Below are 13,208 nucleotides of genomic sequence, written 5' to 3' on the forward strand. Positions count from 1 at the left end.
TTGAACTTGCTCACTGGTTGCACAGGATCACCCGCTGTCCGTTCAGCAATACATCCATTGTCTCGGGAAGTTGCGCACGCCCCCGCGAGCACGGCAGCGGATCCTCCGGCCCCGCCGCCGGTTCGATGTTGTCCCAGATGACCGGCACGCGTTTGAAGGCGTCGCTGTAGTCGTCCAGGACGGTGAAGGCACGGTCCAGCCCTTCGTCCATATCCGCCTCGCCCGCACGGAAACCCGCGTTCTCGAGCAGTCGGACGGCCGCGGAGGTGAACGCCGGCCCGTAGAGTTCGGACTTGCGGAACTCGTCGAGAACCGAGAGCGCCGCGTCCACCGGCCGGTTCAGCCAGTCCAGGATCTGAACGAGCTTTTCGGAATGCCCGCCGAAAGTCGTCGAGATCTCGGAGAGGTTCCCCATCAGCGTCGCGACCACCTCCTGGCGGTTGGACACGAACGAGGTCAGCGTCCTGATGCTGTCCAGCATCGGGCCCAGCCCCCCGCCGTCGCCGTGCAGGAACGACGCCACGTTGGCGGTGAACAGGTCGATGTCGTCGGGGCTCAGGGTATCGAGCACCGGCTGTAATCCGTTGAACAACTTGGTGATGTCGAACGACGGACGCGTCATGCTCAGCGGGATGTGGGTGACCAGCGAGTCACCCGGATCGTCGACTTCGGCGGCCTCGACCACGTCGATGTACCGTAACCCCGTCAGCGCCTGGTACTTGATCAGCAGCCGGGTTTCCGGCAGCACCGCGTAGCGACGGTCGAGGGTGAAATCGACCTCGGCGAAACTCTGACCGGCCGCCCGGGTCAGTCGCATGTCGCCCACCTTGCCGACCCGCAGGCCGCGGATGCGCACGTCGGCGTCGGCGTGCAAGCCGGAGATGTCACTGAATTCAGCGGTGTAGGAGCGTGTTTCAGCGGCGACGGGTTGCCGTAGCACGTTCACCGTCAGGACGAAGATCACCGAGGTGAGCGCGGCCACCAGGGCGAACCGCCAGAATGCAGGCCAGGGCTTGATCATGGTCCACCGATCGCGTTGACGGGCGCCTGGACGCCGGGGATCCGGTCGAGAACAAGGTGCACTTGCAGCGCCCGCTGTTCGGGCGAGCCGGCGTAGAGCTTCTCGAGGCGCGTGCGGAGTTCTGTCAGCATGTCGTCGACTCCGACCGGTGTCACCAAGGCGGGCACCGTGTCGGACAGGGTTTGGACCAGGTCGACCACCGGACGCAGATCGGAGCTGTGCGAGGACAGCAGCTTGCCGAGCGCGCCGAAGAAGGATCCCGACATCACATCCAGCGTGACGAGGGCGCGGTCCTGCCAGAACTCCTCGGTGACCGCCATGCCGGGTTCAGCCACGACGTCCTGCCCGGGCAACGCATCCTTGCCGGAGACGTTGAACGTCACGAATTCCTGATTGAAGGACTGTCCGGCGGCCGTGGCGTGGTCGACGAAGGATGGGAAGGCCACGCTGATCCCGGTGGTGTTCCGCATCAACTGTTCGGTGCTGACGGTCTGCACTCGGGCCAGCGTGTTGGCGCCGATCAACCCGGACTCGATCATCGGGTTGAGCCCGTCGGTGTAGCTGGTCGCCCGGTTGATGACATCGATGAGCTGGGGGGTGATCACTCCCCCGGTGATCTCGCCCAGTTGCGAGAGCATCGTCGGCAGCGTGAAGTTGCCCACCGGGACGGTCTGGACCTGCGCGCCGTCGCGCAGCGGCTGCCCGCCGTCGCCCGGGATGAGGTTGATGCCGGTGACCCCGAAATAGTTGGCGGGCCGGAAGTCGATACGCATGGAGTCGGTCAGCTCCACGGCGGGCGTGCCCTCGACATTGGCGTCGAGATGCACATTGCCGTCAGGTCGAACCGCCACGGCGGTGACCTCACCGACCGGTACACCGTGCATCAGCAGCGGCGTGCCCGCCCCGACCCCCTGGCCCACGTAGGGCACATCCATCACGATCGACGTCCGGTCGGCCGGCGGCTTGGCGAACGGGTTGATGGCGACCACCAGGACTGCCGCGGCGAAGGCCGCCGCGACCCCGACCCCGATGGTGGTCAGCCTGCGGTCCTCGGCGTCTGCCGTCATACGAAATAACACCGCGCACCTATCCCTTGAAGATGAATTCCGGGCGCAAGCCCCACAGCATGATCGTGGTGGCCAAGTCCAGGACCATGATCGTCACCAGGCTCGCTCGGATGGCCCGCCCGGACGCCTCACCGACACCGACCGGTCCGCCGGAGGCGAAAAACCCGTAGTAGCAGTGGATCAGCGTCACCGCGGTGCAGTACACGGTGGCCTTGAGCAGCGCCGCCCCGATGTCCGGGAGGGTGAGGAACTGGATGAAATAGTGGTCATAGGTCCCGGCCGCCTGACCGTAGAAGACGGTGATCACCGTCACCGCCGTGTAGAAGCTGACGATGAGGGTCAGCAGGAAACCCGGTATGACGCACAGCAATCCGCCGATGACGCGGGTGCCGACCACGAACGGGATCGCCCGCAGCCCCATCGCCTCGGTGGCGTCGATCTCGTCGGCGATGCGCATCGAACCGATCTCGGCGGTCATCCGGCAACCGGCCTGCGAGGCGAACGCCACTCCCGCGACCAGCGGAGCCATCTCCCGGACGTTGCCCCACCCGCCGATGATCCCGGCCAGGGCACCGAGTCCGATCAGATCGAGGGTGGCAAAGGCCTCGATGGCGACGATCCCGCCGACGGTGACGCCGAGGATGGCCAGCACGCTGATGACGCCGCCGTCGACGACGATCGAACCCCGGCCCCACGCCAGGTTGTTCATCACCTGCAGCGTTTCGCGCCGGTACCGGCGGACCGTGATCGGCAGCAACCAGATGGTCTGCGCAATGAAGGTGGCCCATTGGCCGAGCTCCCGGAAGGGTGCCCGCAGCTGCTTGGTCGGGATCAGCCATGAACTGAAAAGCTTTGAGGGTGCCGAAGATCGGTGTTGTGCCGCCGTTGCCATCACGCCACCGCCATCGGGAAGAACATCGTCTGCAACTGGGTGATCACCAGGTTGACGACCACGATCAGGATGACGTTGAGCACCACCGAGGCGTTCACCGCGTCGGCGACACCGCGCGGTCCGCCCTTGGCCTCCATACCGCGCTGGGAGGAGATGATCGCCACGATCGAGGCGAAGACGAATCCCTTGCCCATGGTGAACCACAGGTCGGTCATCTTCGCGAAGGACCCGAACGAGATCCAGAAGCTGCCGGGCGTCACGTCGTTGACCACCGTGGCGATCAGGAATGCCGCCCCCACACCCATCGCGATCACGATGGTGACCAGGATCGGCGTGATCAGCAGCAGCGCCAGGAACCGCGGGACCACGAGGCGCCGAACGGGATCGATCCCCAGCGTGCGCAGCGCATCGAGTTCCTCGCGGATGGCCCGGGCACCGAAGTCGGACGCGATCGCGGCCGCGGCCGCACCACCCATCAGCAGCCCCGCCGTCACCGGCGCGCCCTGGCGCAGGACGGCCACCCCGGTTGCCGACCCGACGAGCGAGTTGGCACCCACCTCGTTGACGAGGCCGGACAGCTGCACCGCGACCATCGCCCCGAAGGGAATCGCCATCAGGATCGCCGGCAGCACGGTCACCCGGAGCAGGATCCAGGCCTGAGACATGGTCTCCCCAAAGGGAAGTCGCAGCGTCAGCGTGTCGGTCACGGCGTACCGGAACACCGACGCGGCCAGCAGGACACCCCGGCCGGTGGTGGCCGCGCTGTGCACCGGAATCTCCGCGAGCCGTCCGGCGGCGCCGGCCGCGGCGGACCCGACCGCGGCCGCGATGGGCCGTGGTCGGGTATCCGCCGCAGGCGGCGCGGTTTGAGTCACCGTCATTACGGTCGGCTCTCCTCGATCTCAGAGGGCGTAGTCATCTCAGAGGGCGTGGTCAATGCCAAACCCTTTGTCTACGCCCGAACTTCAGGAACTGATTCGGATGGCCTGGATGGGACAGCGTTTGCCTGCCAGCGTGACTGCTTCCGCCAGCGAGGCGTCGGGGGTGTCGGTGAGCAGACGCACCTGCTCGTCGTCGTCCTCGAGCGCGAACACCTCCGGCGCCAAGCCGACACAGACCCCGTGGCCTTCGCAACGGCCGTAATCGATCTCGACTTTCATCGTCACCCCATCAAGGCGCGGGCGTGAAAGTGGCCGGCAGAGAGCCGATGGCCGCCGTTTCGGTGCCGTGGAACTCGTACTTCGCCGCCGACGGATCGACAAGGGTGATGTCGGGCAGTCGGCGCAGCAATTCCTCGACGGCGATGCGCAGTTCCATCCGCGCGGTGGGAGCGCCGGGGCACGAATGGATTCCGAAGCCGAAGGTGAGGTGGCGGTTCTTGCGCCCGAACTTGCGATCCACATCGAATTCGTCCGGGTTCTCGTACACCTGGGGATCCCGGTTGGCCGCCGCCCAGCACGTCTGGATGTAGCTGTCCTTGGGGATCTGGGTGCCGCCCAATTCGACGTCGCGGGTGGCCCGCTTGTAGAGGCCGAAGAACGGCGGGTGCAACCGCAGGGTCTCCTCGACCACGCTGGGAATCATCTCGGGGTCTGCCTTGAGCCGTTCGACCAGCTCGGGCCGCGAGAGCACCTCGTGCAGGATGCTGCCCAGCACGGCCACGCTGGTGCCGTGACCCGCGACGAGGAACGAGTTCATGATCTGGCCGATCTCGAGCGGTCCGAGCGGCTCACCGTTCATCTCGGCGTTAGCGAGATCCGTCAGGAAATCATCCTTCGGATCTTCCTTGCGCGACATGACTTCCTGCGCGCCGAACATCGCGAAGTCCAGGAACGCCTTGGGGCCCTCTTCGGGATCCTCGAACGCCGCCACGAGACGCAGCGTCATGTCGCGCACGGTGGCTCGCTTGTCCAGGTCGAACCCGATGATGCGGCAGAGCGCGTAGAGGGGCACCTCCTCGCAGAATTCCTCAACCAGATCGCAGGAACCCTTGGCCGCGAAATTGTCGATGAGAAGGTTGATGTCCTCGCGGATACCTTCCTCGAAGCGCCCGGCGGTATCGGCGTTGAACGCCTTGGCCACCAGCTCGCGCCACATGGTGTGCTCCGGCGGATCCATCTCGATCGGGGGGAAGGCCGGCCGCTCGACGACCGGCAGCACCACCGTCGGGTAGTGGGAGAAGGTCTCCCAATCGCTGTGGATCTTCCGGACGAGGTCGTGGTCGAGCGCGAGGTAGAAGCCACCCAGCTCGTCGCTGTGCGGTACCGGGCAACCCGCGGCGCGGGCCTCGGCAAACAGTTCCATGGCCCGGTCCGGGGTGGACGTATAGCTGCTGTAGCCCGACAGTTCGGCCTGAAGGTCGGCCGGAAGGCCCTTGTCGACCAGTTCGGACATGGTTCTAACCCTTTCTTTGTGGCGGCTGCCTGCCCCGCTGGGCCAGGTGCTCGCGCAGCGCGCCCGTTCCGTGCGTGATGTCGGCTGAACCCCACTGGGCTCGCCGGACAGGGGCTCGATCTCGAATGTGGTCGCCCCCTCCGGCGATCCGCAGTGTGGTGGATCACATACTAAGCACACTGTTGACACAGAATCAATGACTTGAAGTCGAAAAGGTTTTCGCGAGGTGTGACGTAAGTTTACTTATACTGCGCAACCCCCGGTCAACAGGGCAAATGCACCAACCCGGAGCTTGTCATCTTATTTACGGCGGCGACAAGTCCATGCTGCCGCACTCCTTGACACCAAGTCAATGACCGGGTAGTAAGTGACCCAGACGACACGCTTGCGGAGTCGAACCAACGTAGAGCCGCGCCTGGATCCGAACGCATCTGGCCGCGGGCATCGAATTGCGGGGAACCACATGACACTGCCCCTCCAGGAGGAGAGCATCAGTACCACCTACACCATCGACCTTGCCGTACGAGAGGTCCGGCCAGTGGCGGAGGACTGCATCGTGATGGTTCTGGAGACGGCCGACGGCAGCGAGCTGCCTGAGTGGTCGCCCGGTGCCCACATCGACCTGATCCTCGGCGACGATCTCGTTCGGCAGTACTCACTGTGCGGTGACCCCGCCGACCGATCCCGCTGGCGCATCGGGATCCTGCGTGAGCCGGAGAGCCGCGGCGGCTCCGAGTTCCTCCACGACTCGGTGCGCGCAGGCGCCGCGCTGAGCGCACGCGGGCCGCGCAATCACTTTCCGTTGCAGCCCAGCGACCACTACCTGTTCGTCGCCGGCGGCATCGGAATCACCCCGATACTGACCATGATCCACGCCGCGGAACGCGAGGGCGCGTCGTGGCGGCTGCTCTACGGCGGACGGCGTCGCGACTCGATGGCCTTTCTCGACGAGCTCGCGGGGTTCGGCGACAAGATCCAAGTGTGCCCCCAGGATGAATGTGGCCTCCTGGATCTGGCGTCCTATCTGAGTGCGGCCCCGGCCGGCGCCGCCGTATATTGCTGTGGGCCAGAGCCGTTGATCGCCGCCACCGAGGAGATTTGCGCGGCCAAGGCTTTGCCGCTGCACGTCGAGCGGTTCGCACCGAGGCAGGACGCCGACGTCGGCGCGAACGAGGAATTCGAAGTGGTCTGCGCGGAATCCGGTGTCACCGTCACGGTGCCGGCCGATTCGACGATCCTGGCCGAGGTCCGCAAGGTGGGTATCGAGGTCCTCAGTTCGTGCTCCGAGGGCACCTGCGGGACCTGCGAGGCCGACGTCCTCGAGGGTGAGCCGGATCATCGCGACTCGGTGTTGACCCCCCAGGAACGCGCGAGCAACGAGTCGATGATGATCTGCGTCTCCCGCTGCGTCGGCAAGCGCTTGGTCCTGGATCTTTGACCGACGAGGCATTCGACGTCGTCGTCGTCGGGCCGGCGCGGGCGGCGTTGCGGCCACGGCACTGCTGGTGAAGCGGGGCTACCGGACCCTGTTGGTCGAACGCGCGGCACAGGTCGACGGCCGCGCCTCCACGGTCGGCATCGACGGGTTCGGGATCAACACCGGTGCACAGATATTCGAGCTCGGCGGCGCCAACAAAGAACTCTTCGACGAACTCGGCGTCCCCTGCGGGCCCGCCGTCAGGCCAAGCCGTTGGTGCTTCGCATGGGGCAATATCGGTCCGGTCGCGGCCGGCCAACTCGTGACGGCCGCGCAGTGGCCCGTCGGCTATCTGCGGTGAACGAACAGGTTCCGCTGGATTGAGGTCGGGCGGGCCGCGGTTCCCCGCGGCCCGCCCCGACCCATCAGAGCATGTCGGGTTCGACGATCCCCGGTTCGATGCCCAGCAGGTGACGGCCGGCCTGTTCGTAGCTGATCTGCGAGTTGAAGATCACGTGCCGGGAGCCGGTCGCGAAGTCACGCCAATACCGTTGCGCCGGAGCGGTGGTCGAGAATCCCGACGATCCGCCCAGATCCATCAGGAGCTCGATGGCGTCGTGCAGAAGGCGGATGACCAGCGCCCCGGCGCCGCGGGCCTCGGTGCGCTCGTCGATCGACTGCACGCGGCCCTCGCAGGCGGCCTGGTCGATGCGCGAGCACGAGTCGTCGACCAACCTCTTGGCGGCCTGGATCATCGTGGTGGCCTCACCGATGGCGGCGTGGTACGCCGACGAGTCACGCTTCTGCGCGTAGGCACTGTAGAGGATGGGACTGCCGCTCTTGGCCACGGCCACGTCGAGCAGACCCTCGGCGCACCCGACCAGGACGCCGAGTGCCTTCGCGCGCAGAATCGGGTAGTTGACCCAGTAATCGCTGGCGACGCGCACCGATTCGTCGATGGTGGCCGGCGGCGCCACCGCGATGTCCGAGAACGCGGCGATCATGTTCGCCGGCACCCGCACATCGTTGACGACGACGGTGTCCGAACCCGTCCCCTTCATCCCCGCGACGCGCCAGGTGTAGTCCAGTTCCACATCCGCCATCGGCATGACGGCCAGCACCGGCAGTTGCTCCGGGGACAGCGCCGGGACCATCGTCCACGCGGCGTGGTGGGAACCCGTGGCGTAGCTCCATTTCCCGGCCAACTTGAAGGAATCGCCGTCGGGGACCAGGTGCCCGATCCCGTTCTGCGGCGAGCAGATCAGCGGAACTCCGTCGGCGAACATCTGGTCCTGGATGCCGGCCGGCAGCTTGGAGGCGAACCACAGGCAGGAGTTGTAGATCGTGTAGACCCACGCCGTCGACGGACAACCCTTGGCCAACTCGGCCGCGACGTTGGCCATCGATCGGCACGACTGCGCCAAACCACCCACGCGAGCCGGCCCGGCCATGGCGAACACACCGATCTCGGTGAGCTTGTCGACCACCTCTTGGCTCAGCTCGCTGTGCTGCTCGTGTTCGTCGGCCTTGCCCTCGAGCAGCGGGCGTACCGCCCTGGCGCGGGAGACAAGCTCGTCCGCCAGCTCGTCGTTGAACCCGGCCAGCGAGCGCGCCGCCGGCTTGACGTCCTGATCGATCGACATGGATGTACTACCTTTCTGGATGAAACGTCGGATTCGCCTAGTGCGCAACCGAATACAACAACGGCCGCGCGGGCGGCCCGGACCGGTCCTGAGCGAACGCATTTCCGTAGGCACGTCGGCGAACCGGTCTTTCGTCCCGGGCGACCAGGCCTGCGACAAGTGCGCTCCGGAACGCGGCACTGTCACCGACGCGCGCTTCCATCCCGCCTCCCGAATGCCCTGACCCCACGGCGTTCGACCACCTAGACCGGTGGTACACGTCACAGCATATCTCGCATTGACTAAATGTCAATGACTCAAAGTCGATGACACGGACATGCGCCATCGCGAGAGGTCGTGGGACGGTCAATCAGGCTCGACGTTCGCGCAATGAAGCACGGAAGACGTTGCGATGCAGTAAGACAACTACCCAACCGCGCGGATCAGCGCGCGTCGGGCAAGGGCGGCTTACGTGTCGGCACGCAGTTGTTCGATCGCCTTCTCCACCGACGGCTGCAAGGTCGGATCGAGCCGGGCAGCGCCACGCAGCGCCTCGATGGTCTGCTCGAACAGCACGTCGCCGAGCGCCTTGACTTCGAAGGGCTGGCCGTTCTGATGCCAGAACGCCGCGACGGCATCGACGGTCGCGGTCGCGGCACTGAGCATCATGCGCAGCGCCGGCTTCTCCGGGTCGAGACCCAGCGCGGTGCAACCCCGCGCGATCTCTTGCCAGCGTTGATCTTCGAAGAAGGCCCACGCCTCGGGGTCGGCCCCCCGGCCGCCGAGCACCAGGCGCGTGGCCAGGCCGCGGTGGCGCGCCAGGTAAGCGAACTGGTTGTAGTACCGCTGCCGCATCTGGGCACCGGGCGGCAGGTCGGGGTCGTTGTGATGGGCGGCGTCGAACTCACGGGCCGCCTCTTCCATGGCCGCGAGATAAAGTCCGCGCTTGTTCTTGAAGTAGTGGAACAGCAAACCGTGCGCCACCCCGGCCGAGGTCGCGATGTCGCTCACGGCGACGGCGTCGTAATGCTGCGCCGAGAATGCTTCCACCGCAACGTCAAGGATCCGGCGGCGAGTCTCCTCCGCCTGAGCCTTCCGGGCAGACATATCCGCCTTCGTACTCACAAGTGCCCCTCTGCAATCGACCCCACTAGTACCCATTCGGCATATCTGCCCAGGCTAACGCATCAAACCACAAAGTTTCGACTTCGAGTCATTGACTATAAATCAACAACGTTCTAGTGTGAGGCTGAACACGTCAACGGATCAGCCGAGCAGATGCCCGCGGCAACCACCGCGCATCCCGCTGCCCACGTGGCCGTGTCCACCGTCGGCGATGTGTGCCGCCGCCAGCCCACCCCCCTTGGAGAACACGATGACAGTTCGACCTCGTCTAGCGCATTTCGTGCTGCAAACCGCCCAGCTCCCGGCGATGCGGGATTGGTACCTGAAAGTCCTTGGCGCTCACGCCGTTTACGAGAACGAAGCGATGTCCTTCCTGACTTTCGACGAGGAACATCACCGGGTCGCCCTCCTCGGTCTGCCGCCGGGCGTGCTCGCCGACCGCACGCCGCTGACGACGGGTATGGCCCACTCGGCCTTCACCTTCCCCACCCTGGGTGATCTGCTCGACAAGTACCTGGAGTTGAAGGCCGAGGACATCCATCCGCGGGTGCCCGTGCAACACGGGTTGACCACGTCGATCTACTACCGCGATCCGGACGGCAACATGGTCGAACTCCAGATCGACAACTTCGCGACACCCGACGAGGCGACCGAGTACATGTTGGGCCCCGAGTACGCCGCGGACCCGATCGGCCCCAGCTTCGATGTCGACGAGTTGATCAAGGCCTATCGCGGCGGCACCCCGGAAGCCGAACTCATCACGCGCACCTGGGCCAAGACCACCCCGCAGGTGAACCCCTTCGAACTTCTCACCACGGCCTAGAAGGAGCTGAGCACATCCATGCGCCTGATCAACCTCGCCGGCCGGGCCGCCCTGGACCAGGGCGGAACCGCCGTCGACATCGAAGAAGCCAGCGCCGGGCGGTTCTCGGCCGCGTTCCAGGACCTGCTGGAGCGCTGGGACGAATTCCGGGACTGGGCAGCCACACTCGGTGACGCCGACCGCCGGCCGTTCGAAGAGGCCGAGTTGGCAGCGCCCGTCGGCACACCTCGCCAGATCTTCGCGATCGGCCTCAACTACCGCAGCCACGCCGAGGAAACCGGGATCGACATCCCCGACACCCCGATGGTGTTCACCAAGTTCGCTTCCTCGATCACCGGGCCCTACGACGACGTCGTCATGCCCCCGGGTTCGGTGGACTGGGAGGCGGAACTGGTCGCGGTCATCGGCCGCCGCGCCGACGGCGTCGCAGTGGAACGGGCCTGGGAGCACGTCGCGGGCCTGACGGTCGGCCAGGACCTGTCCGAGCGCGACCTGCAGGTCAAACCGCCTGCCCCGCAACAGTTCAGCCTGGCCAAGTCGCATCCCGGGTTCGCGCCACTGGGCCCGGCCCTGGTGACGCCGGACGAATTCGCCAACCCCGACGACCTCGAGATCAGCTGCGCGATCGACGATCAGCAGGTCCAGCAGGCCCGCACCGGGGACCTGATCTTCACGGTGCCGTTCCTGGTGTCCTACCTCTCCGGCATCCTGCCGCTGCTGCCCGGGGACCTGATCTTCACCGGGACCCCGTCGGGCATCGGATTCGCCCTGAACCCCCCGCGGTACCTGCGCGACGGTGAACGGCTGTCGACCTACGTCGAGGGCATCGGCACCATGCGCAACCGGATGACGGCCGCCAAGGCGCGCGGATGAGCGTGCTCTGGGAGCCCTCGCAGCAGCTGCTGCAGGACAGCCGAATGGGGCGCTACGCCCGGGAACTGGTCGAACGCGGCACTGTGACGACGCCCGACTATCACGAGCTATGGCGCTGGTCGACAACCGAATTGGCCGAGTTCTGGCGCTCGGTCTGGGACTACTTCGGCATCCTCGCCGACGGCGACACCGGCCGTGCCCTGCTCGACGACACGATGCCGGGCGCGCAGTGGTTTCCCGACGTCCGCCTCAACTACGCGGAGAACATGCTGCGCGGCGACGAGGACCAGACCGTCCTCACCGCGATCTCCCAGTCGCGCGAGGTGATCACGCTGACCAGGGGTGAGCTCCGCGACCAGGTGGCCCGCGCGGCCGCGGGGTTGCGACGGCTGGGCGTCGAACCGGGCGACCGCGTCGCCGCCTATCTGCCCAACATTCCCGAGGCCCTGGTGGCGATGCTGGCGACGACCAGCATCGGTGCCGTCTGGGCGGTGTGCGCGCCCGAGCTGGGGGTCGACAGCGTCTTGGACCGACTGCAGCAGTTGTCCCCCAAGATCTTCATCGCCGTCGACGGATATCAGTACGGCACCAAGTCGATTGACCGTACCGAGCACGTCGCGGCCATCCGGGCCGCACTGCCCAGCGTGGTGCACACCGTCTCGGTTCCCTACCTCGGCGCAGGCCCCGACGGCACGACTACATGGACCGAGCTACTGGCCGAACCGGCCGCGCCGGACTATCTGCGGGTACCCTTCGACCAGCCCCTGTGGGTGCTGTTCTCCTCCGGCACCACCGGTCTGCCCAAAGCCATCGTGCACTCCCACGGCGGCATCACCCTCGAGTTGCAGAAGGCCCTGGGGCTGCATTCGGATCTCGGCGCCGACGACACCTACTTCGTCTACTGCACCACCACCTGGGTGATGTGGAACATCCAGGTCTCCGCGCTACTGCTGGGTGCCAGGATCGTGCTGTTCGACGGCGATCCGGCCCACCCGGGGCCGGATGAGCTGTGGCGCACGGTCGCCGACCACGGGGTGACCGTATTCGGCGCCGGCGCAGCGTTTCTCATGGGCTGCCGCAAGGCCGGTATGCGGCCCGGGCAGAGCTTCGATCTCGGCAAACTGCGCGCCATGACCTCCACCGGCTCACCGTTGCCGGCCGAGGGGTTCCACTGGGTCTACGACGCCATCGGCCCCGGCATCTATCTGCAGTCCACCAGCGGCGGTACCGACGTGTGCACCTCGTTCGTCGGGGGCACACCGCTGCTGCCGGTGCGGGCCGGAGAGATCACCGCTCCGGCGCTCGGCGTGCTGGCCCGGGCCTTGGACCCGGCCGGCAATCCGGTCGTCGACGAACTCGGGGAACTCGTCATCTCCGCACCGATGCCCTCGATGCCGGTGTGCTTCTGGAACGACCCGGACGGGACCAAGTATCGAGGGGCCTACTTCGAGCACTACCCCGGCCAGTGGCGCCACGGCGACTGGGTCACGTTCAACAGCCGCGGCGCCTGCGTGATCAGCGGTCGCTCCGACGGCACGCTGAACCGCGGCGGGGTCCGCCTGGGTACCAGTGAGTTCTACTCCGCGCTCGACGACGTTCCGGAAGTCCAGGACAGTCTGGTGGTCCACCTCGACGACCCGTCCGGCGGATCGGGTTCGCTGCTGCTGTTCGTGCAACTCTCCGACGGCGTCGCCCTCGATAACGATCTGCGCCGCGGCATCAACAGTCAGCTGCGGCAGCGGCTTTCGCCCCGGCATACGGCCGACGAGATCCACGCGATCCCGGCGGTCCCCTACAACCTCACCGGCAAGAAGCTCGAGGTACCGGTCAAGCGCCTCCTCACGGGTGCGCCCCGCGCCACCGTCGTCTCCGACGGCGCGGTCCGCAATCCCGAGGCGCTGGATGTCTTCGAGCAACTGGCGGACAGCCTCGCGGCGGCGCACTCATGATCCACGATCTTCGAAAGAGGTAACC

The 13,208-nt window shown here is 66.3% G+C and carries 13 protein-coding genes; 5 read left to right on the top strand and 8 right to left on the bottom strand.

The genetic code is table 11. The features are described from left to right. Positions 1-10: 10 nt before the first annotated feature. The 6 genes from R2K23_RS16440 to R2K23_RS16465 all read right to left on the bottom strand — a co-directional run bounded on the left by R2K23_RS16440 (position 11) and on the right by R2K23_RS16465 (position 5,374). Positions 11-1,021 carry an MlaD family protein gene (locus tag R2K23_RS16440; RefSeq protein WP_316510637.1) on the bottom strand — a complete coding sequence of 337 codons (1,011 nt, stop codon included), beginning with the start codon at positions 1,019-1,021 and terminating at the stop codon, positions 11-13. Beyond that, positions 1,018-2,088, bottom strand: a complete 1,071-nt coding sequence (locus R2K23_RS16445; protein ID WP_316510638.1) for an MlaD family protein — start codon at positions 2,086-2,088, stop codon at positions 1,018-1,020. The genes R2K23_RS16440 and R2K23_RS16445 overlap by 4 nt, the downstream gene beginning before the upstream one ends. 19 nt (positions 2,089-2,107) lie before the next feature. After that, entirely contained in the window at positions 2,108-2,980 is an 873-nt protein-coding gene (locus tag R2K23_RS16450; RefSeq protein ID WP_316510639.1) for an MlaE family ABC transporter permease, read from the bottom strand. Further along, positions 2,980-3,861, bottom strand: a complete 882-nt coding sequence (locus R2K23_RS16455; protein ID WP_316510640.1) for an MlaE family ABC transporter permease — start codon at positions 3,859-3,861, stop codon at positions 2,980-2,982. The genes R2K23_RS16450 and R2K23_RS16455 overlap by 1 nt, the downstream gene beginning before the upstream one ends. Before the next feature lie 84 nt (positions 3,862-3,945). Further along, on the bottom strand, positions 3,946-4,140 hold the full coding sequence (locus R2K23_RS16460) for a ferredoxin (protein WP_316510641.1): 195 nt from the start codon (positions 4,138-4,140) through the stop codon (positions 3,946-3,948). Positions 4,141-4,150: 10 nt separating this feature from the next. After that, positions 4,151-5,374, bottom strand: coding sequence for a cytochrome P450 (locus tag R2K23_RS16465; protein WP_316510642.1), 1,224 nt, complete (start codon positions 5,372-5,374; stop codon positions 4,151-4,153). A gap of 463 nt (positions 5,375-5,837) precedes the next feature. Between R2K23_RS16465 and R2K23_RS16470 the strand changes: the two genes are divergently transcribed. Then, the gene (locus R2K23_RS16470; protein WP_316510643.1) at positions 5,838-6,812 is read left to right on the top strand and encodes a PDR/VanB family oxidoreductase; all 975 of its coding nucleotides are present in this window, start codon (positions 5,838-5,840) and stop codon (positions 6,810-6,812) included. Between the two features lie 10 nt (positions 6,813-6,822). After that, on the top strand, positions 6,823-7,152 hold the full coding sequence (locus tag R2K23_RS16475) for an FAD/NAD(P)-binding protein (protein ID WP_316517338.1): 330 nt from the start codon (positions 6,823-6,825) through the stop codon (positions 7,150-7,152). Positions 7,153-7,216: 64 nt separating this feature from the next. On the opposite strand, the gene R2K23_RS16480 is transcribed toward R2K23_RS16475, so the two are convergent. Both R2K23_RS16480 and R2K23_RS16485 read right to left on the bottom strand, forming a co-directional pair. Further along, complete coding sequence (locus R2K23_RS16480; protein WP_316510644.1) at positions 7,217-8,434, bottom strand: acyl-CoA dehydrogenase family protein; 1,218 nt, start codon at positions 8,432-8,434, stop codon at positions 7,217-7,219. A gap of 447 nt (positions 8,435-8,881) precedes the next feature. Further along, positions 8,882-9,520, bottom strand: a complete 639-nt coding sequence (locus R2K23_RS16485; RefSeq protein ID WP_316510645.1) for a TetR/AcrR family transcriptional regulator — start codon at positions 9,518-9,520, stop codon at positions 8,882-8,884. Between the two features lie 268 nt (positions 9,521-9,788). On the opposite strand from R2K23_RS16485, the gene R2K23_RS16490 reads away from it, so the two are divergent. From R2K23_RS16490 to R2K23_RS16500, 3 genes are read left to right on the top strand one after another with little or no spacing between them, the layout of a single operon-like run. Next, complete coding sequence (locus R2K23_RS16490) at positions 9,789-10,361, top strand: VOC family protein (protein WP_316510646.1); 573 nt, start codon at positions 9,789-9,791, stop codon at positions 10,359-10,361. Between the two features lie 18 nt (positions 10,362-10,379). Then, positions 10,380-11,234: a fumarylacetoacetate hydrolase family protein gene (locus R2K23_RS16495; RefSeq protein WP_316510647.1), complete on the top strand. Its 855-nt coding sequence runs from the start codon at positions 10,380-10,382 to the stop codon at positions 11,232-11,234. Continuing rightward, positions 11,231-13,183, top strand: a complete 1,953-nt coding sequence (locus R2K23_RS16500; protein ID WP_316510648.1) for an acetoacetate--CoA ligase — start codon at positions 11,231-11,233, stop codon at positions 13,181-13,183. Before R2K23_RS16495 ends, R2K23_RS16500 begins: the two co-directional genes overlap by 4 nt. The last annotated feature ends 25 nt before the right edge of the window (positions 13,184-13,208 follow it).

The sequence above is a fragment of the Mycolicibacterium sp. MU0050 genome (assembly GCF_963378085.1).
Taxonomy (GTDB): Bacteria; Actinomycetota; Actinomycetes; order Mycobacteriales; family Mycobacteriaceae; genus Mycobacterium; species Mycobacterium wendilense.